Origin of the sequence: Roseinatronobacter domitianus, from assembly GCF_023336755.1 — a bacterium.
Classification (GTDB): domain Bacteria; phylum Pseudomonadota; class Alphaproteobacteria; order Rhodobacterales; family Rhodobacteraceae; genus Roseinatronobacter; species Roseinatronobacter domitianus.
Genome location: NZ_JALZWP010000001.1, coordinates 221,526 through 241,253, shown reverse-complemented (window position 1 = coordinate 241,253; position 19,728 = coordinate 221,526). Strand labels below are relative to the sequence as shown.

Here is a 19,728-nt window from a genome sequence, read left to right as displayed (position 1 = left end):
AGCCTTGGGCGCGCCAATTGTCCGCACAGGCTTGAAACAGCTTTAGCGCTACCGGGCCTTGCAGCGATCCAGCAATGGTTTAAGGGTAAACCAGATTTCGGCAGGAGGGACAGATGACCGAGCAGACCCAAGACGACAACCGCCACCCTGCCCTTTTGTATCACGAATACCCGCGCCCCGGTAAACTGGAGATCCGCGCAACCAAGCCTTTGGCAAATGGGTATGACCTGTCGCGCGCGTATTCGCCCGGCGTTGCCGAAGCCTGCCTGGAGATAAAGGCAGACCCGGAAAACGCCGCCCGCTACACCACGCGCGGCAACCTTGTGGCAGTTGTCACCAATGGCAGCGCCGTTCTGGGATTGGGCAATATCGGCGCGCTGGCCTCCAAGCCGGTGATGGAAGGCAAGGCGGTTCTGTTCAAGAAATTCGCCAATATTGATTGTTTTGATATCGAGCTGGATGAACCGGACCCGGTGAAGCTGGCGGAAATTGTCTGCGCGATGGAACCAACCTTCGGCGCGATCAATCTGGAAGACATCAAGGCGCCCGATTGTTTTATCGTGGAAAAAATCTGCCGCGAGCGGATGGGCATTCCGGTGTTCCATGATGACCAGCACGGCACCGCGATTGTGGTCGGCGCTGCCGCAACCAACGCGCTGCGGGTTGCGGGCAAACGGTTCGAGGATATCAAGATCGTCAGCACCGGCGGTGGCGCCGCGGGCATTGCCTGCCTGAACATGCTGCTGAAGCTGGGTGTGAAGCGCGAAAACGTGTGGCTGTGCGATATTCACGGGCTGGTCCATGCGGGGCGCGAGGTGGATATGAACCCGCAAAAAGCCGCCTTCGCCCAAGTCACTGACGGGCGCACGCTGGATGATGTGATCGACGGGGCCGACCTGTTTTTGGGCCTGTCCGGCCCCGGCGCTTTGACTGCCGATCATGTCGCCCGCATGGCGCAGCGGCCGATTATTTTTGCACTGGCCAACCCGACGCCCGAAATTCTGCCTGACCAAGTGCGCGAAGTCGCCCCCGATGCCATCATTGCGACCGGGCGTTCTGATTTTCCCAATCAGGTCAATAACGTGCTGTGCTTTCCGTTCATCTTTCGCGGTGCGCTGGATGTCGGCGCGACCGAAATCAACGATGCCATGCAAATCGGCTGTGTTGAAGGAATCGCCGCTTTGGCCCGCGCAACCACCAGCGCCGAAGCGGCGGCGGCCTATAAGGGCGAGCAACTGAGCTTCGGGGCGGATTACCTGATCCCCAAGCCGTTTGACCCGCGCCTGATGGGGATTGTCGCCAGTTCCGTGGCGCGCGCGGCAATGGACTCTGGCGTGGCCAAGCGCCCCTTGCCCGATCTGGACGCCTACAAGGCCGGGCTGGATGCCTCTGTCTTCCGGTCTGCGATGATTATGCGCCCGGTGTTTGAGGCCGCGCGCCACGCGTCACGCCGTATCGTCTTTGCCGAGGGCGAGGATGAGCGCGTGCTGCGCGCCGCCAGCGCCATGCTGGAAGAAACCACCGAAGTTCCAATTCTGATCGGTCGGCCAGAGGTCATCGCCAACAGGCTGGAACGCGCGGGCCTGTCGATCAAGCCGGGGCGCGATTTCGAACTGGTCAACCCGCAAGATGACCCGCGCTACCGGAATTACTGGCAAAGCTACCACCAGATCATGCAACGGCGCGGTGTCACGCCGGACCTTGCGCGTGCCATTCTGCGCACCAACACCACCGCCATCGGGGCGATCATGGTGCACAGAGGCGATGCCGACAGCCTGATCTGCGGCACGTTTGGGCAATATCTGTGGCACCTGAATTACATCTCTCAGATACTTGGAAGCGCCGCGCGTCACCCGGTTGGCGCGCTGTCCTTGCTGATCCAGCAGGAAGGCAACCTGTTCGTGGCCGATACGCAGGTCCATCCAAACCCAACCCCCGAGCAGATTGTCGAAACCACAATCGGGGCTGCGCGCCATGTGCGCCGCTTTGGTCTGGACCCGAAAATCGCGCTCTGTTCGCACAGTCAGTTCGGCAATCTGGACACACCCTCGGGCCGCAACATGCGCGCCGCGCTGGAAATGCTGGACTCTATGGGCATGGATTTCGACTACGAGGGCGAGATGCATGTCGATGCGGCGCTGGATACAGACCTGCGCGCGCGGTTGTTGCCCGATGCGCGGTTCAGCGGCCCGGCAAATGTGCTGATCTTTGCCAATACCGATGCCGCAAGCGGCGTGCGCAACATTCTGAAAACCCGCGCGGGTGCGTTGGAAGTGGGGCCGATCCTGATGGGCATGGGCAACACGGCGCATATCGTGACACCGTCGATCACAGCGCGGGGCTTGTTGAACATGTCGGCGCTGGCGGGCACGCCGGTGGCGCAATACGGGTAGGCGAACGTGTTGGGCGCGGAACAAGGGCGAAGCCCGCCGCGCCATCGGCAGGCCGTCCCGCGGCCTGCCGATTTGTTGCAGCAACTGCGTAGGTCAGATGGACGATGGACATGGCTGCCATAAAGCGCGGCAGATCATAGGACGGTTCGGCAGTCCCCGGCCCGCCGCTGGCGCTCTGATCGCACCAATTTGCAAACATGGCACCAGATCAGGCAATCAGGCGCAGAACGCGCAATATTTGCAAACTCTACCCGCAAAATTGCAAACTTTCCGCACCCCCGGCCCGCATGTTCCCGGTAACACCCATTGCGCGTGGCCCTTGCGCTCGGCTAAGCCATAGTCATTCTGAGGAGGATGACCATGGCCTATGCCGATCTGCACCGCGCATCATTGACCGACCCCAACGCATTCTGGATGGAGCAAGCAAAATCCATCGACTGGGTGACGCCGCCGACCAAGGCACTGTTCGACGAGAACGCACCGCTTTACGAATGGTTCAAGGACGGTCAGGTCAACACGTGCTGGAACGCGGTCGACCGCCATGTCGAAGCCGGGCGCGGGGACCAAACGGCCATCATCTATGATAGCCCCATCACCCATACCAAGCGCGAACTCAGCTATGTGGAACTGCGGAACCGCGTGGCCAATCTGGCAGGTGCGCTGCGCGCCAAGGGTGTGGAAAAAGGCGACCGGGTCATCATCTACATGCCGATGATCCCCGAAGCGCTGGAAGCAATGCTGGCCTGCGCGCGGCTGGGCGCTGTGCATTCGGTGGTGTTCGGGGGCTTTGCCGCCAATGAACTGGCCGTGCGCATTGACGACGCGACCCCCAAGGCCATCATCGCCGCAAGCTGCGGGCTAGAGCCGGGCCGCGTGGTCCATTACAAACCGCTGCTGGATGCCGCGATCGACGCCGCCAGCCACAAGCCCGATTTCTGCGTCATCTTCCAGCGCGAGCAGGAAGTGGCCAAGCTCATCGACGGGCGCGACTATAACTGGCACGGCTTTCAATATGGCGTTGCCCCGGCAGACTGTGTGCCCGTGTCGGGCGACCATCCGGCCTATATTCTCTACACGTCTGGCACGACCGGCCAGCCCAAGGGCGTGGTGCGCCCCACCGGCGGGCATTTGGTGGCGCTGAACTGGACGATGAAGGCCATCTATAACGTAGACCCCGGCGATGTGTTCTGGGCGGCATCCGATGTCGGCTGGGTCGTGGGCCATAGCTATATCTGCTACGCGCCGCTGATTGCCGGGAACACCACCATCGTGTTCGAAGGCAAACCCATCGGCACCCCCGATGCGGGCACGTTCTGGCGCGTGATTTCAGAACATAAGGTCAAAAGCTTCTTCACCGCGCCCACGGCGTTTCGTGCCGTGAAACGCGAAGACCCGAAGGGCGAGTTTGTCGGCAAATATGACCTGTCCTGTCTGAAACAGGTCTATCTTGCAGGCGAACGCGCCGACCCTGACACGATCACCTGGGCGCAAAACCAGTTGAACGTGCCGGTGATCGACCATTGGTGGCAGACCGAAACCGGCTGGGCAATTGCCGCAAACCCGGTGGGCGTGGAACAACTGCCGGTCAAGATCGGCTCTCCCGCCGTGCCAATGCCGGGCTATGACGTGCGAGTGCTGGACGAAGGCGGCCACCCGGTCGCGGCAGGCGAATTGGGCGCCATCGCCATCAAGCTGCCGCTGCCACCGGGCACGCTGCCAACGCTTTGGAACGCCGAAGCGCGCTTCCGCAAAAGCTATCTGGACCAATTCCCCGGTTACTATGCGTCGGGCGATGCGGGCTATATGGATGAAGACGGCTATGTCTACATCATGGCGCGCACAGATGACGTCATCAACGTGGCGGGGCATCGCCTGTCGACCGGCGGCATGGAAGAAGTGCTGGCCAGCCACCCGGACGTGGCCGAATGCGCGGTGATCGGTGTGTCGGACACGCTGAAAGGCCAAGCGCCGCTGGGGTTTTTGTGCTTGAACAAAGGTGCCGACCGCGAGGCATCCGAGGTCGTGGCAGAATGCGTCAAACTGGTGCGTAATCAGATCGGCCCGGTTGCGGCGTTCAAACTGGCCGTGGTCGTGGACCGCCTGCCCAAAACCCGCTCTGGCAAGATCCTGCGCGCGACCATGGTCAAGATCGCGGATGGCGAGGCATTCAAGATGCCTGCGACCATCGATGATCCGGTCATCCTTGATGAAATCGCGGCAGCCCTGAAAACGCTGGGCCTGCCCGCAAAAGACGCAGGCTGACACAACCGCAAGCACCAAGCCCGTTGCGAATTACACGCAGAGGCAATGAAACCCCTTGTTGTCGGAACCGGCTTCGGACTAGGCTGGCATCAAGGGGTTTCGCCCTTGGTAACAACGTGGTGTAACGGTGTCTGGCAGCTCTGCGACAGAGATAATCTCTATTGATGCGAAAACTCTGTCAGAGTTTCTGGCAATGGGTGGATCGGAGTTGAGAGGCGCGCTTTTGGCACAGGTGCAACTGGACCTGAACAGGTGCCATGATGCATTGACGGCAACGCTACATGCCCCGGAACAGGACCGCGACCTATTGGCCCTGTGCAAGACCGCACATGAGGTCAAGGGGCTTGCGGCCACCATCGGCGCATTCACCCTTGCAGAAACGGCCATGCGGGCCGAACTGGCCTGCACTTCGCAGGACGTGGCGGCGCTTGCATATCTGCTGCCGGAGTTGACCACGCAAACCGCACAAGCCGGAACCGCTTTGGCCGCTCTGGCCAAGGAAGACTGATGCCGCATCAGCAAGACGGGACCGCACACGGGTTGCTTCTGGTCGAGGATACGCCATCCTTGCAGATGCTTTATGCCACAGTCTTGCGCAAGGCTGGATACAAGCCCATGCTGGCCGCTAGCGGTGCCGAAGCGCTGACCAAATTCGCAGAGCACCGACCGCGCGTGGTGTTGCTGGACCTGATGCTGCCAGATGCTGACGGGCTTATGGTCATGCGCGAAATACTGGAATTGCAGCCGGAAACGCGGATTATCGTCATCACCGCCAACGGGTCGGTGAACAACGCGATCGAGGCGACGCGCGAAGGCGCGCATGATTTCCTTGTCAAACCGCTGGGCGACATTCGAATGATCGGGGCCGTGGCAAGCGCCTTTGCGGAATTGCGCGAAGATGTCAGCCTGACCATCGATGAAGCCAGCCGCAGCGATGCTCTGGACCGCGCGTTTATGGGGCGCTCCGTCGCGATGCAAGAGGTCCATAGCCGGATTGCCGCCGTCGCCGCATCGACCGCGCCGGTCTTTATTCTGGGAGAAAGCGGCACTGGCAAGGAAATGTGCGCGCGCGCGGTGCATCTTAAATCAGCTCGCGCCGCACAGCGTTTCGTCACACTCAATTGCAGCGCCACAGATCCCGAACGGCTGGAGATCGAATTGTTCGGGCAATCCCCGCCGAAATCGGGGCGCGGGCAGGCACAGTCTCAGGTCCGCGCAGGCGCGGTTGCGCAGGCCGATGGCGGCACGCTGTTCGTGCAGAATATTCAGGATATGAGCCCGGATTTGCAGGCGGCTTTCCTGCGCTTTCTGCAACGCTCCAGCTTTACGCCCGTGGGCGATACGCGCCAGATCAAGGTCGATGTGCGGCTTATCTGCACCGCCAGCCGCGACCCGACCGAAGACATGCGCGCAGGCCGTCTGCGAGAGGATTTGTATTACCGGCTGTTCGTCATCCCCATTACCATGCCGCCATTGCGCGCGCGCGGAACCGACATTCATTTGCTGGCGCAGCATTATCTTGCCCAGATCGCCGCAGAGGAAAACAAGCAATTCTGCCGTTTCAGCCCCGATGTGCTGGACCTGTTCCTGAACCTGCCATGGCAGGGCAATGTGCGCGAATTGATAAACGTTCTGCGCCATGCCGTGATCCTGCATGAGGGCGAGATCGTGACCCGAGAAATGCTGCCCCCCGGCCTTTCGGACGCGCGGAAGCTGGCGACCAATGCCGGTCACAGCCCGACCAACGCGGTTTTCGAGGGGCTGACCATGGCGCAGATCGAAGAGCGCGTTATCACCGCAGCCATTGCGCGCCATGACGGGTCGGTGCCGCGCGCGGCGCGTGAACTGGACATCGCGCCCTCGACCATCTACCGCAAACGCGAACAATGGGACAAATCGTAAGGGCCGCAGATGCGCAGCGTTCTGATGACCGGGTGCAGCTCTGGAATTGGCTATCATGCGGCGCATGCAATGGCTGCACGCGGTTGGCATGTGCTGGCCAGTTGCCGCAAAGAAGAGGATTGCGCGCGTTTGCGCGCCGAAGGGCTGGATAGTTTCGCGCTGGACCTGACCGACGCGGCCAGCATTCACCAAGGGCTTTCAAAGGCGCTGGATAGCACCGGCGGTCGGCTTGACGCGCTGTTCAACAACGGGGCCTTCGCTTTGCCCGGCGCGGTCGAAGACCTGCCCACCGACGGGTTGCGCGCGCTGTTTGAAACCAACCTCTTTGGCTGGCACGAACTGACCCGCGCGGTCATTCCGGTAATGCGGGCGCAAGGGCATGGCAGGATCGTGCAGAATTCCTCCGTTCTGGGGCTGGCCGCGCTGAAATGGCGCGGCGCTTATGTCGCCAGCAAATTCGCGCTGGAAGGGCTGACCGACGTGATGCGGCTGGAGCTGGCGGGCACGGGCCTTCATGTATCGCTTATAGAGCCGGGGCCGATCACCTCGCGCATACGGGAAAATTCGATCCCGCATTTCGAGCGGTGGATCGACTGGGAAAACAGCCCGCGCGCCGAGCAGTATCGCGATAACCTGCTGGCGCGGCTATACGACAAACGCGAACCCGATTTCTTCGAATTGCCGCCCGACGCGGTCACAAAACGCCTGATCCATGCGCTGGAAGCGCGCCGCCCGTGCGCGCGCTACCCGGTCACAACCCCCACCTACCTGCTGGCGGCCTTGCGCCGCGTGCTGCCCACGCGACTGTTGGACATGGTCTTGCAGCGCCTGTAATCACGCGGGAAAATTAGGGGTCGCAACGCGCGGCAATAGCGTTAAGTTGCGCGACAAGACGCGATAACAGAGGGACAGGCCATGCTTGCAAGCGATCCGTTATTCATAGCCGCACTGGTGGCCTGTCTTGGGGTGCTGGGCGTTCTGGTGGTCGGCATTGGCGGTTTTGGCCGCGGCGGGGCTTTTAACCAGAAGCACGGCAACCGGATGATGCGCTGGCGGCTTTATGCGCAGTTCGCCGCGGTCATCCTGATCGTCGCATTCGTCTATTTCCGACAAAAAGGGGCCTGACATGGTTGTTCTGAACAAGATCTACACGCGCACTGGCGACGCGGGCGAAACCGCGCTGGGCAATGGCGCGCGGGTGGCCAAACACTCGCAGCGCGTAACGGCCTATGGCACGGTCGATGAGCTGAACGCGGTTATGGGAATCGCCCGGCTGCATGCCGAGGGTGACATGGCTGCTGCGATGTCACGCATCCAGAATGACCTGTTCGATCTGGGGGCCGACCTGTGCACCCCGGACATGGAGCGCGACTCAGAGGCCGAATACACCCCCTTGCGCATGATCCCCGAACAGGTCGACAGGCTGGAAGCCGAGATCGACGCGATGAACAAGGATTTGAACCCCCTGCGCAGTTTCATCCTGCCCGGCGGCACGCCTTTGGCCGCGCATTTCCACATGTGCCGCACCGTTGCACGCCGCGCCGAGCGGGAAACGATATCCTTGGCCGCAGTCGAATCGGTCAATGAATCGGCGGTCAAATACCTGAACCGATTGTCGGACTGGTTCTTTGTCGCGGGCCGTGTGGTCAACAATAATGGCGCGGACGACATTTTGTGGGTGCCCGGCGCGAACCGCTGACACAATCGCAACAGCGTATCGGCGTTTCAGCGAGATGCCGATACGCGTCAGGCGCCGACCTGTGCGGCTCGCACGATCTGCACGCCGTTGATCTGCCAGCCATCTTCGCTGGGCACCATCTGGTAATCCAGAAAATGCAGGCGTCCGCCGTCATCGCGGATCATCACGCGCTGCACGCGGGCTGCGCCCATGTCGCGCAGCTCCAGCATTTGCACATCGGCAGGGCGGTAGACCATCGGGTAGCCATTCTGCACCATTTGCCCAAACCGTTCCGCTGTGCCAAAAAGGCGCTTAATCGTCGGGCTGGCATAGTCGAAGGCGGCACCGAAATCATCGGCCTGAAAGGCACTGATCTGGTCACGGATCACATTGGGAATCTCTGATTCTTGGGCCCGCAAACCGGCGGGCGCAAGGGAAACAGCAAGCAACAAGGCAATCACGACGCGCATGGCATGTCCTTTCGCATATAGGTGCTTACGCCACGGCAGCACCATCGGATCAGTTTCAGCGCGCCGCCTTGGATTGGCCCTGCCTCTGCCATATTCGCCCTGCACGGTCGGGCACCACGATTAACGAGTGTTCCGCGCAATGAAATTGTCCTACCCGTCCGAACGCCCCAAACTGAAACCGGCGCTGCGCCAAACACTTTCCCTGCGCGCAGAGATGGCCTGCACCGAGGTGACGACGCATGGCGCATCCGCAAGCGTGTTCGCGCTGCGCAAACGCGCGAAGGAATGTCGCGGGCTTTTGCACTTGTTACACAGCGGATGGGAGGACAGCACGCAGTGGAACGCCCGACTTCGTGACGCCGCCGCCAAACTGGCCCCTGCCCGCGATGCCGAAGTGATGCTGAACACCTTTGACAGCCTGACGGCGCGGCGGCGCGCGCCATCCGAATTCGACAGCCTGCGCGAGGTTTTGCTGGATGAGATAGAGATCGCGGATGCCGCCACGGACCCCGATTCCATCGCGCAATTCGCCGACATCATGGCAGAGTTCGCGCGCGCGGCCCGATCGCTGAAGATGGCCGACAAGACAGCGCCAATCGTCTGGCATAATCTGGCGCGCACATGGACGAAAGGCCAACGCGCCTGCCAGGAAGCCGCGCAAGCTGGCGAAGATGCCACCGCCTTTCATGACTGGCGCAAGTGGCTGAAGCGGCATTGGTATCAGGCGCGGTTTTTCAAACCCATCGACCGCCCGGCTTTGCGCGCGCATGTCGCACAAGTGGATGCATTGGGCAAAACCCTTGGCGCGCATAATGATATGGACGTGCTGCACATGTATTTGCAGGCGTTATGCCCCAACGACCCAGCCCTTGCCCGCCTTGCCCCGGACCTTTTGCGGGCTCGGCGCGGGCTGGCGCAGCAAGCCCTTGATGCGGCCGCTACGCTTTACGCCGCCCCCAACCCAGCAGAGGGATGGGCGGCAAGCTGGCAACTCTGGCGCGCGGGTTAAGCTGCCAATTCGCCCGCAAGCGCGCGGTCGATCAGCGTCACGGTCTCTGACAGGCCATAAAGCGCGATAAAGCTGCCCCAGCGCGGCCCTTGGTCGGACCCCAGAAGCACCTCATAGAGCACCTTGAACCATGCGCGCAGGTTGTCGAACCCATGCGCCTTGCCAGTGTCGCGGACGACCGACATGAACAGTTCTTCGCTGAAACTGTCATATTCAGCCGCATGCGCCGCCGGGACAGCGCCGGTTTGAGCCATCTGCGCCAAGGTGGCGGACAAGTCGACCAACGCCGCGCGCTCTGCGGCATCGGGCGCACGCGGGTGCAGCGTGGGGGCCACGAAATCGGCAAAATAGCGCACGGCAAAGCCTGCGGCCTGGTCAAGGTCCGGGTGGGTTTCCGGCGCGGCCTCTGGCGCATAGCGGCGAATAAATCCCCAGAGCGTATCCTTGTCCTGTGCCCGTGCGACCGACGCAAGGTTCAGCAGCAACGAGAAGCTGACGACCATACCCGACGCAGGCACCTGCCCGCCATGGATATGCCAGACCGGGTTCGCGGCCTGCTGGTCCGGCGTCTGGCCGGGGAACGCGCGCAACTGCTGGTGGTATTCATCCACCGCCTTGGGGATCACGTCCCATGACAGGCGCTTGGCCGTGCGGGGCTTGAGGAACATGTAATAGGATAGCGATTCCGTGCTGGCATATTTCAGCCATTCGTCAATGCTGATGCCGTTCCCCTTGGATTTGCTGATCTTCTCGCCCTGCTCATCAAGGAAAAGCTCATAGATGTAATGCTCTGGCTTGCGCCCACCCAGAATTTCGCAAATCCGGTCATAGATCGGGGTGTTGGCGGCGTGGTCCTTTCCATACATCTCGAAATCGACACCAAGACCCGCCCAGCGCGCGCCGAAATCCGGCTTCCACTGTAGCTTGACCTGCCCGCCTGTGACCGGCAGCGTCCATTCGCGGCCATGTTCGTCGTCGAAGGTAATCTCGCCCTTGGCGCCGTCCACATGCTTCATCGGAACATACAGAACGCGGCCCGTTTCCGGGTGGATGGGCAGGAAAATGGAATAGGTCTGCTGGCGTTCTTCGCGCAAGGATTTCAGCATCACGGCCATCAGGTCGTCATAGCGTTCGGCGGCGCGCAACAGCACCGGGTCGAACTGGCCGGATGTGTAATATTCCGTGGCCGAGATGAACTCGTAATCGAAGCCGAACGTGTCCAGAAACCGGCGCAGCATGGCGTTGTTATGCGCGCCGAAGCTGTCATGCGTGCCAAACGGGTCGGGCACGGCGGTCAGCGGCTTTTGCAGATGCGTGGCCAGCGCTGCCGGGTCCGGCACGTTGTCGGGCACTTTGCGCATGCCGTCCATATCGTCGGAAAAGCAGATCATGCGAGTCGGAATGTCGCTGATGGTTTCAAACGCGCGCCGGATCATGGTGGTGCGCGCCACCTCTCCAAAGGTGCCGATATGCGGCAGGCCAGAAGGGCCATAGCCGGTTTCAAACAGCACATGTCCTTTCGCGGGGGGGCCATCCTTGTAGCGCGCGGCCAGTTTGCGGGCCTCCTCGAACGGCCAGGCTTTCGAAGAGAGGGCAGCGTCGCGCAAGCTGGACATGGATCTGGTCACTTCCGTGTGGGGGGTGCTGGTCTGGCCTTGGTTCCTATTGCGGTGGCGCGCCCACGTCAATATTCTGCGCCTGCACGCATACAAACAGGACACACACATGCCCGCCCTTCCACACCCGATGTCACCGCAGGACAGCCTTGTCGCGGTGATGATCGCGGTCTCTGCCGCCGACCAGAGCATCCGCACCTCTGAACTGGTCGCCATTCAGGCACTGGTGAACCATCTGCCGATCTTTGCCGAATATGATGTCGACCGCATTCGCACCATCGCGCAGACCGTGTTCGACCTGTTCGAGGAAGATGACGGGCTGGATGCCCTGTTCGGGATTGTTCGCGATAGCCTGCCGGAAAAACTGTTCGAGACGGCGTATGCCCTGTCTTGCGACGTCGCCGCCGCTGATGGCTTGCTAGGACAGCAGGAATTGCGCATGCTGGAAGAAATTCGCCATGAACTTGGCATAGACAGGCTGTATGCCGCCGCTATTGAGCGCGGCTCTCGCGCGCGGCATCTGACACTTTAGAAGGATTGTTTGCCTTGGCCATGCCGATCGACCAGCAATTGCGCTATTGGGGCGTGGCGGGGGTGGTGTTTATCGCCCTGCTGTGGGTGATGGGGGACGTGCTGTTGCCCTTTATCACCGGCATGGCCATGGCCTATTTCCTGAACCCGGTTGTGACAAAGCTGCAAAATCGCGGGATACCACGCAGTTTGGCCGTGTCTGCCCTGATGGCGGTGGCGATTGGTGTGGTGGTGCTTGCGGGGGTTCTGGTCATCCCCGCGGTTGTCAGCCAAGCCGTGCAGTTTTCAGAAACCGCCCCCAACCTGTTCGCTCGATTGCAAGAATTCCTGACAGCGCGCTTTCCCGATATCGCGCAACTCGAAGACACGCTGCGCAATTCGCTGTCATCGCTGGGCGAAGCGATCCGCGAGCGCGGCGCGGCGCTGGCGCAGGGCCTGCTGCGCTCGGTCACGGGGCTGGTGGGCGCGCTTGTGTTCATGGTGGTCACGCCGGTTGTGGCGTTTTACCTGCTGCTGGATTGGGAACGCCTTGTCCGCCAGCTTGACGACCTGCTGCCGCGCCAACACGCACCGATGCTGCGCCATCTTGCCGGAGAGATCGACGCCAGCATTGCCGGATTCGTGCGCGGGCAGGTAACGGTGTGCTTTATCCTTGCCGCCTATTACGCGACGGCGCTGGGGCTGATCGGTCTGCAATTCGGGCTGGCGATTGGCGTGACGGCGGGGCTGATCTCTTTCATTCCCTATATCGGGGCTATCATCGGCGGCGCGCTTGCGATTGGCGTGGCGCTTTGGCAATTCTGGGGCAGCCCGATAGAGCTGGGCCTTGTAGGTGCGGTGTTTGTCTTTGGGCAGATGCTGGAAGGCAATATCCTTGTGCCCCGCATTGTCGGCAACTCGGTGCGGCTGCACCCGGTCTGGTTGCTGTTTGCGGTCTCGGCCTTTGGCGCGCTTCTGGGCTTTACCGGGATGCTGATCGCGGTGCCACTGGCCGCCAGCATCGGCGTGCTGGTGCGCTTTGGGGTCTCGCAATACATGGATAGCAAGCTGTATGGCAAGGGCGGCGGATCATCATGAGCCCGCGTCAGAGTGCCCTGAAACTGGACCTGCCTGCGCGCATGGGCCGCGCCGATTTCGTGCCAAGTGCCTGCAACGCGGCCGCATTGGGCCTGCTGGGCGCGGCCCTGCCCGGCGGGCGACTGGTGCTGCACGGGCCGCAAGGGTCGGGCAAGACCCATTTGGGCCATGTGTGGGGCGCGGCGCGCGGCGCGCAGCATCTTATGGGGGCGCAGCTTGCCGGGGCAGACCTGCCAGCGCTGATCGCGCATGGCGCGGTCTGGCTGGATGAAGCCGAGCGCGTGGCCGATAGCTCTGAGGCGCAAACCGCGCTGTTTCATCTGCTGAACCTTGCGCAAGCACATGGGGCAGAGGTGCTGATGGCCGCGCGCGCGCCAGCCCGCGATTGGGGTGTCACCCTGCCCGATCTTGCGTCGCGGCTTGGTGCCTGCGCGCATGTGGCCCTTGCCGCACCGGATGACGCGCTTCTGGCCGCCGTTCTGGCCAAGCTATTCGCTGACCGGCAGGTGGTCATCTCGGACCGGCTGATCCCCTATCTGCTGCCACGGATGGAACGGTCACTGGCCGCCGCGCAACGCCTTGTCGCCCAACTGGATACCGAAGCCTTGGCACGCGGCAAACCCATCGGGCGGGCCTTGGCGGCAGAGGTCATGCAGCGCGCCTAGCTGTCGCCCTCTGGCGACACGCTTCGGCGCTTGGCCGCGTGCAAACATCACGCGCTTTCTTGCGCGGCGTGCCTTGTAGCGTCGCAGGCCCGCGCTTACTGTTGTTGGAATTCATTTCAAATCGTCAGAGGCCTACGCCGTGCTCCGCCCCCTTCTCATTGCTCTTGGCCTGATTCTGGCCGCTCCTGCCACGCTGGCTCAGACCGTGCGGCATGTCAGCGGCGAAGTCATGCTGCTGGAACGGATTGCCCTGCCCTTCGGCACCAGTTTCATGGTCGACATTGTCGATACCCATGACAACACGATCACCGACAGCCGCCAAAGCGTGGGCGAAACGCAAAGCCCCTTCGCCTTTGGGCTTGATGTGCCCAGCGACCGCCCACTGATCCTGCGCACAGGCGTGCGGGTTCCGGGTGGGCGGCTCTGGCTGACCGAACCCGTGGCCATCGCCCCCGGCACCGAAGATATCACCCTGCCGCCATTGCGTGCCATTGCCACCCCTCCGATGGGGTTTGCCAGCTTGCTCGAATGTGGCGGGCAATATCTGGAAATCGGCTTTCTGCCCGAAGAATTGCGGCTGCGCTTCAACGAACAAGTGCTGACCATGGTGCCCCGCCCAGCGGCATCCGGCGCGTATTACGAACAGGCCGACAATCCGGCTACCTCGGCGCATCTGAAAGGTGAGAGCGCGATCCTCAGCATTGACGGCGCCAAACTGGCGGAATGCAGCTTCATCGCTGCCAGCGAGGAACTGGCCCGCGGCGTCTGGAACCTGACCCAAATTGACGGCACCGCGGCACTGTTCCCATCGCGCACCGAACTGGTATTCTTTGCAGATGGGCGCATGTCGGCCACAGTCGGCTGCAACCGGCTGATTGGCAGCTTCCAGCGCCATGGCGGCATTCTGGCCTTCGGGCGCATTGCCAGCACCAAGATGGCCTGCACCGAACCGACCATGGCGCAGGAACGCCGTTTCGCCCGCGCATTGGAACGCGTTGACGGGTTCCGCCTGTCGCCCGAAACCGGGCGGCTGGCGCTGACCACTGCGGGCGAGATTGTGATAGACGCCCGCCGCCAATAGCGCCATGCGCCTGCGCCGTTACAAAACCGACATGAAATCTGGCTATGCGAGCATTATGACACACCCAACCCCTTCGGCAGATTTCCTGTCCAGCCCCTTCGCCGCACCTGTGACCCTGCCCGGTTTCGACCCGACCGGACCGGATCGCTTTTTCAACCGCGAATTGTCATGGCTGGCCTTCAACTGGCGGGTTCTGGAAGAGGCGATGAATCCGCGTGTGCCGCTGCTGGAGCGGGTGCGATTCCTGTCCATTTCCGCCACCAATCTGGACGAGTTCTACACCGTGCGCGTGGCCGGTCTGCGCGAATTGGCGCGCGCCGGGCATGTTGCCCCGTCCGACGATGGCAAGACCCCCGCCGAACAGCTTGTGCTGATCGACACGGATGCGCGCCGCCTGATGGAGTATCAACAAGAGGTCTGGGCCAATCTGCGCCCGCTTCTGGCCGAAGAAGGCATCGCCATTCTGTCGCGCCATGATCTGACCGAAGCCGACCGCGCATGGCTACAGGATTGGTATCTGGACAATGTCTTTCCGGTGCTCTCGCCCTTGGCGATCGACCCGGCGCACCCGTTTCCGTTCATCCCCAATGCGGGCTTCTCGCTGGCTTTGGAACTGGAAGATCCGACAGGCCGCCAACTGGATGCCTTGGTCCCGGTTCCCGGCCAGATCGACCGTTTCGTGCGCGTGGGCACGAACCCGATCCGCCTGTTGCCTTTGGAAGAGCTGATCCTTGCAGAACTGGACAGCCTGTTTCCGGGCTACCGGTTGCGCGGCTCTTGCACCTTCTCTGTGCTGCGCGACAGTGACCTTGAAGTCGAAGAAGAAGCCGAAGACCTTGTGCGCGAGTTTGAAGTGGCCTTGAAACGCCGCCGCCGGGGCGAGGTCGTCCGCTTGAAGCTGTCGCAAGGCGCGCCCGAAGACCTGCGCGATCTGGTCATGGACAAGCTGCGCGTCGATGCCGGTGAAGTGGTCGAAGTGCGCGGCATCATGGGGATTTCCACGCTGAAAGAGCTGGTCCTCGATGAACGCCCCGACCTGTTATGGCCCAGCTTCAGCCCGCGCGTGCCCGAACGTGTGCAAGACCATGACGGCGACATGTTCGCGGCCATCCGGCAAAAGGACATGCTGCTGCACCACCCCTATGAGACCTTCGACATGGTGGTGCGCTTCTTGCAACAGGCCGCGCGCGACCCCGATGTGCTGGCCATTCGGCAGACGCTCTATCGCACCTCGCGCAACAGCCCCATTGTCGAAGCCCTGTGCGAGGCTGCGGAAGACGGCAAATCCGTCACCGCCCTGGTCGAACTGAAAGCCCGCTTTGACGAGGCCGCCAATATCCGCCAATCCCGCCGTCTGGAACGTGCGGGCGCGCATGTGGTTTACGGCTTTGTCAACTACAAGACACACGCCAAGATCAGCACCGTCGTGCGCCGCGAGGGCGACCGGCTTGTGACCTATACCCACTGGGGCACCGGCAATTACCACCCCATTACAGCGCGCATCTATACCGACCTGTCGCTGTTCACCTGCGATGCCGCCTTGGGGCGCGATGCGGCGCGGGTGTTCAACTATGTCTCTGGTTATGCCGAACCCGCGCGGCTGGAAAACCTGGCGATTTCACCCATGGGCATCAAGCCGCGCCTGCTGGACCTGATTGCCGCAGAGGCCGGGAATGCCCGCGCCGGGCGCCCCGCCGAAATCTGGGCCAAGATGAATTCGCTGATAGAGCCGGACATCATCGACGCGCTCTATGATGCCAGCCGCGCGGGTGTGAAGATCAGCCTTGTCATTCGCGGCATTTGCGGGCTGCGGCCCGGCATTGCGGGGCTGTCTGAAAATATCCGCATCAAGTCCGTGGTGGGCCGGTTTCTGGAGCATTCGCGCATCGTGTGCTTCGGCAATGGCGCGGCGCTGCCCTCGGATCAGGCGCGGGTGTTCATCTCCTCGGCCGACTGGATGGGGCGCAACCTGAACCGGCGGGTGGAAACCCTGGTCGAGATCATGAACGACACGGTCAAAGCGCAGATCGTGGGGCAGGTCATGGCCGCGAACCTTGCCGATGAGGCGCAAAGCTGGGTGCTGCAACCCGACGGCCCGGCGCGCCGCATGCTGCCCGAAGATGGCGACGCGCGGCGGCTGTTCAACTGCCACCGCTTCTTCATGGAAAACCCGTCTTTGTCCGGGCGCGGGTCGGCGGGGGCAGATGACGTCCCGGAACTGACACATGGGTTTGATTGAGGGGTTTGGGTCTTGGCGCCTGATCGGTCGTATGACGGCGCTGGGAACTTAAAGCCGCAAAATGTGACTGATGCGGAAACATGACTGCGCGCATGTCGCTACCGTTCTGTTCTAGCGTTGACGAACAGCGCATCTGACGGATCGCGGAAACCACGGCCCACAGGAACACCCATCGCGCGACACTGCGGCTTGCGTGCTGGGTTTTCCGGCGCTTTATATGGTCGGAGTGAGAGGATTCGAACCTCCGGCCCCTGCCTCCCGAAGACAGTGCTCTACCAGGCTGAGCTACACTCCGACCGTGCCGCGGCGTATAAGACTGCGCGCCGGGCTTGGCAAGAGGGTCGCGCTCAAGAAGTTCTTTTCAAGTCTCTGGAATTTGCCTATGGCTCTGGAGCATGACACAAGACAGCTCCCTCCCGCTTATCACCACGACCGCCGCGCTGACCGCCTTTTGCGCGCAGGCCGCCGACGCGCCCTATGTCACCATAGACACGGAATTTCTGCGCGAGCGCACCTATTACGCCAAGCTCTGCCTGTTGCAGATGGCGCTGCCGGGGGCGGATGGTCCGACCAGCGGTCCTGCGGTGTTGGTGGACCCGCTGGCAGAGGGGCTGGACCTTGCGCCATTCTATGCGCTGATGCGGGATGAAGCGGTGGTCAAGGTGCTGCACGCCGCGCGGCAGGATCTGGAGATCTTCTGCATCGAAGGCGGCACCCTGCCCCGGCCGCTGTTCGACACGCAGGTGGCCGCGATGGTCTGTGGCTTTGGCGATCAGGCTGGATATGAAACCTTGGCGCGGAAGTTGGCGCGCGCCAATATCGACAAATCGTCGCGCTTTACCGATTGGTCGCGCCGCCCTCTATCGGATGCGCAGGCGAAATACGCGCTGGCCGATGTGACGCATTTGCGGGTGATCTATGAAAAGCTGGCGGCCATGCTGCAAGAGACCGGGCGCGCGCCGTGGCTGGACGAAGAAATCGCCGTCTTGCTGGACCCCGAAACCTATATCATCCGCCCGGAAGACGCTTGGAAACGGGTCAAGACCCGCAACGATTCGGGCAAGTTCTTGGCTATTCTGCGGGAACTTGCGGCGTTCCGCGAAGAGCATGCCCAGACCCGCAACATTCCGCGCGGGCGTGTGTTCAAGGATGACGCGCTGCTGGAACTGGCCGCGCTGAAGCCACGCAGCACCGACGACCTTGGCCGCACGCGCCTGCTTTTGCGCGAGGCGCGGCGCGGTGATATTGCTGACGGCATTCTTGCCGCCGTCGCGCGCGGGCTGGATTGCGCGCCGGAAAACCACCCAAAAGCCAGCGGCGCGCGCGACAATCTTCAGGTAAATCCGGCGCTGGCCGATTTGCTGCGGGTGTTGCTGAAGGCGAAATCCGACAATGAGGGGGTCGCGGCCAAGCTCATCGCGTCAAGCGCCGATCTGGACGGAATCGCGGCGGGTTTGCGCGATGCCCCTGCCCTGCGCGGCTGGCGTGCGGATGTCTTCGGACAGGATGCGCTGCGGCTTTGTGCGGGCGAAGTTGCGCTGGCGGCAAAAGGCGAGCGGGTCGAAGTCATCACGCTTTAGAGCATATCGCGCAAAAGCGGTTCCTCGCTTTTGCGCAAAAGGATCTGCGACAACAACAGGTTAGAGTGGGTCAGGTGAATGCCAATGCGCGCCAGCCGCTGCTGAGGGCATTGCGAGCCCGCAAACTCACTTGCCTGACACCCTCAGCCTGAACTTGGACGCTGACGCCAGAACCTAGCGACGCACGCTCAGTGCGTTCTGAGCACCGCGCACCACGATGCGCCGCACGCCTGCCAATTGGAAATTCGTCACTTTCACCGCAGCGTTTACGGTGCGGGAGGGCTCTGGCCCAGTGCCCGTCTGGGTGCGCGGCGCGGCAAGCACGAATTCATAGATCAACGCCCCGTCAAGCGGGCGTTCATCATTGACCGGGCGCAACTGCACGTCCCACCAGCCTTGTGTTTCGGTCACGCCACTGGCGCGAATGATTGCACCTTCGGGGGTGCGCAGAACTTCCATGTCGCGCACTGCCGGCACAAGCGCGCGCCGATCCGCAGGGCCACCCCATCCGCCCGCAGGCGCGATGGTCTCAACCTCGTCACTGCCGAACCACGTCATCGGGTTCAGGCGCGACAGGCTACCCGAACCGCAAGCGCCAAGCGCAAGCACCAGGGCAAGGGCGGCAACAGCGGGCTTTTGCATAGGGGCGGTCCTCATATGGCAAGGGCGTTGTTTCGGGTTAGCGCAAATGGGCCCGCTTGAAAAGTGCTCTCGCAGGCTGGACCTTGATCGCCCTGCGCTTTACCTGTTGCGCGACCATCAGAGAGGAACGGCTATGGCCAGCGCGGCATTCGAGGATATCGTTGAGACATTCGAATTTCTGGACGGGTGGGAAGACCGCTACCGCCATGTCATTGAAATGGGCCGCGCCCTACCAAGCATGGACCCGGCGCTGAAAACGCCGGCCACCAAGGTCGATGGCTGTGCCAGCCAGGTCTGGATTCAGCCCTTGATCGACGGTACCGGCCCCGACGCCAGTTTCGATTTCGCGGGCGAAAGCGATGCGATGATCGTGCAGGGTCTGATCGCGGTGCTGCATGCGCTTTATGCCGGGCAGAAGCTGGGCGATGTTCCCGCCATCGACGCACCCGCCGAACTGGCGCGGCTGGGGCTGGATCAACATTTGTCTTCGCAACGCTCGAACGGGCTGCGCGCCATGGTCGAACGCATTCGCATCAAAGCCGCAGAGGCCGCCGCGTGACCGCCGATCCATGGCTACTGGCGC

At 62.1% G+C, this 19,728-nt stretch carries 18 protein-coding genes and 1 tRNA gene; 15 read left to right on the top strand and 4 right to left on the bottom strand.

Annotated features, from left to right (window positions below; all coding sequences use genetic code 11):
* The first annotated feature begins 113 nt into the window (after nucleotides 1-113).
* The 7 genes from M3N55_RS01230 to M3N55_RS01200 all read left to right on the top strand — a co-directional run bounded on the left by M3N55_RS01230 (nucleotide 114) and on the right by M3N55_RS01200 (nucleotide 8,256).
* Nucleotides 114-2,393, top strand: coding sequence for an NADP-dependent malic enzyme (locus tag M3N55_RS01230; protein WP_249055597.1), 2,280 nt, complete (start codon nucleotides 114-116; stop codon nucleotides 2,391-2,393).
* A gap of 360 nt (nucleotides 2,394-2,753) precedes the next feature.
* The gene (gene prpE / locus M3N55_RS01225; protein WP_249055595.1) at nucleotides 2,754-4,655 is read left to right on the top strand and encodes a propionate-CoA ligase PrpE; all 1,902 of its coding nucleotides are present in this window, start codon (nucleotides 2,754-2,756) and stop codon (nucleotides 4,653-4,655) included.
* Between the two features lie 127 nt (nucleotides 4,656-4,782).
* The gene (locus M3N55_RS01220; protein ID WP_249055593.1) at nucleotides 4,783-5,163 is read left to right on the top strand and encodes an Hpt domain-containing protein; all 381 of its coding nucleotides are present in this window, start codon (nucleotides 4,783-4,785) and stop codon (nucleotides 5,161-5,163) included.
* Nucleotides 5,163-6,557 carry a sigma-54-dependent transcriptional regulator gene (locus M3N55_RS01215; protein ID WP_249055592.1) on the top strand — a complete coding sequence of 465 codons (1,395 nt, stop codon included), beginning with the start codon at nucleotides 5,163-5,165 and terminating at the stop codon, nucleotides 6,555-6,557. Before M3N55_RS01220 ends, M3N55_RS01215 begins: the two co-directional genes overlap by 1 nt.
* A 9-nt stretch (nucleotides 6,558-6,566) precedes the next feature.
* A complete protein-coding gene (locus tag M3N55_RS01210) occupies nucleotides 6,567-7,391 on the top strand; it encodes an SDR family oxidoreductase (RefSeq protein ID WP_249055590.1) in 825 nt (274 codons plus the stop codon).
* Between the two features lie 81 nt (nucleotides 7,392-7,472).
* Nucleotides 7,473-7,682, top strand: a complete 210-nt coding sequence (locus M3N55_RS01205) for a twin transmembrane helix small protein (RefSeq protein WP_249055589.1) — start codon at nucleotides 7,473-7,475, stop codon at nucleotides 7,680-7,682.
* Between the two features lies 1 nt (nucleotide 7,683).
* Entirely contained in the window at nucleotides 7,684-8,256 is a 573-nt protein-coding gene (locus tag M3N55_RS01200; RefSeq protein ID WP_249055587.1) for a cob(I)yrinic acid a,c-diamide adenosyltransferase, read from the top strand.
* A gap of 47 nt (nucleotides 8,257-8,303) precedes the next feature.
* Here M3N55_RS01200 and M3N55_RS01195 read toward each other — a convergent pair whose 3' ends face one another.
* Nucleotides 8,304-8,705, bottom strand: a complete 402-nt coding sequence (locus M3N55_RS01195; protein ID WP_249055585.1) for a DUF4864 domain-containing protein — start codon at nucleotides 8,703-8,705, stop codon at nucleotides 8,304-8,306.
* A gap of 139 nt (nucleotides 8,706-8,844) precedes the next feature.
* Here M3N55_RS01195 and M3N55_RS01190 point away from each other — a divergent pair, with 139 nt between their 5' ends.
* On the top strand, nucleotides 8,845-9,714 hold the full coding sequence (locus tag M3N55_RS01190) for a CHAD domain-containing protein (RefSeq protein WP_249055584.1): 870 nt from the start codon (nucleotides 8,845-8,847) through the stop codon (nucleotides 9,712-9,714).
* Here M3N55_RS01190 and M3N55_RS01185 read toward each other — a convergent pair.
* On the bottom strand, nucleotides 9,711-11,330 hold the full coding sequence (locus M3N55_RS01185; RefSeq protein ID WP_249055581.1) for a lysine--tRNA ligase: 1,620 nt from the start codon (nucleotides 11,328-11,330) through the stop codon (nucleotides 9,711-9,713). The genes M3N55_RS01190 and M3N55_RS01185 overlap by 4 nt on opposite strands.
* Nucleotides 11,331-11,439: 109 nt before the next feature.
* On the opposite strand from M3N55_RS01185, the gene M3N55_RS01180 reads away from it, so the two are divergent.
* The 5 genes from M3N55_RS01180 to M3N55_RS01160 all read left to right on the top strand — a co-directional run bounded on the left by M3N55_RS01180 (nucleotide 11,440) and on the right by M3N55_RS01160 (nucleotide 16,923).
* Nucleotides 11,440-11,862, top strand: coding sequence for a tellurite resistance TerB family protein (locus M3N55_RS01180; protein WP_249055580.1), 423 nt, complete (start codon nucleotides 11,440-11,442; stop codon nucleotides 11,860-11,862).
* Nucleotides 11,863-11,882: 20 nt separating this feature from the next.
* Complete coding sequence (locus M3N55_RS01175) at nucleotides 11,883-12,938, top strand: AI-2E family transporter (RefSeq protein ID WP_428982579.1); 1,056 nt, start codon at nucleotides 11,883-11,885, stop codon at nucleotides 12,936-12,938.
* Nucleotides 12,935-13,603 (top strand): P-loop NTPase family protein, encoded by a 669-nt coding sequence (locus tag M3N55_RS01170; RefSeq protein WP_249055576.1) that lies wholly within the window; start codon nucleotides 12,935-12,937, stop codon nucleotides 13,601-13,603. The genes M3N55_RS01175 and M3N55_RS01170 overlap by 4 nt, the downstream gene beginning before the upstream one ends.
* A gap of 139 nt (nucleotides 13,604-13,742) precedes the next feature.
* Complete coding sequence (locus tag M3N55_RS01165; RefSeq protein WP_249055573.1) at nucleotides 13,743-14,684, top strand: META domain-containing protein; 942 nt, start codon at nucleotides 13,743-13,745, stop codon at nucleotides 14,682-14,684.
* A gap of 55 nt (nucleotides 14,685-14,739) precedes the next feature.
* The gene (locus tag M3N55_RS01160; RefSeq protein ID WP_249055571.1) at nucleotides 14,740-16,923 is read left to right on the top strand and encodes an RNA degradosome polyphosphate kinase; all 2,184 of its coding nucleotides are present in this window, start codon (nucleotides 14,740-14,742) and stop codon (nucleotides 16,921-16,923) included.
* Nucleotides 16,924-17,141: 218 nt separating this feature from the next.
* Here the strand turns inward: M3N55_RS01160 and M3N55_RS01155 are convergent.
* Nucleotides 17,142-17,218, bottom strand: a tRNA-Pro gene (locus M3N55_RS01155).
* Nucleotides 17,219-17,318: 100 nt separating this feature from the next.
* Between M3N55_RS01155 and rnd the strand changes: the two genes are divergently transcribed.
* Nucleotides 17,319-18,503, top strand: a complete 1,185-nt coding sequence (rnd, locus tag M3N55_RS01150) for a ribonuclease D (RefSeq protein WP_249055570.1) — start codon at nucleotides 17,319-17,321, stop codon at nucleotides 18,501-18,503.
* A gap of 174 nt (nucleotides 18,504-18,677) precedes the next feature.
* Here the strand turns inward: rnd and M3N55_RS01145 are convergent, their stop codons facing one another.
* Nucleotides 18,678-19,145, bottom strand: coding sequence for a hypothetical protein (locus M3N55_RS01145; protein ID WP_249055568.1), 468 nt, complete (start codon nucleotides 19,143-19,145; stop codon nucleotides 18,678-18,680).
* A gap of 133 nt (nucleotides 19,146-19,278) precedes the next feature.
* On the opposite strand from M3N55_RS01145, the gene M3N55_RS01140 reads away from it, so the two are divergent.
* The gene (locus M3N55_RS01140) at nucleotides 19,279-19,704 is read left to right on the top strand and encodes a SufE family protein (RefSeq protein ID WP_249055566.1); all 426 of its coding nucleotides are present in this window, start codon (nucleotides 19,279-19,281) and stop codon (nucleotides 19,702-19,704) included.
* Nucleotides 19,705-19,728 lie beyond the last annotated feature (24 nt).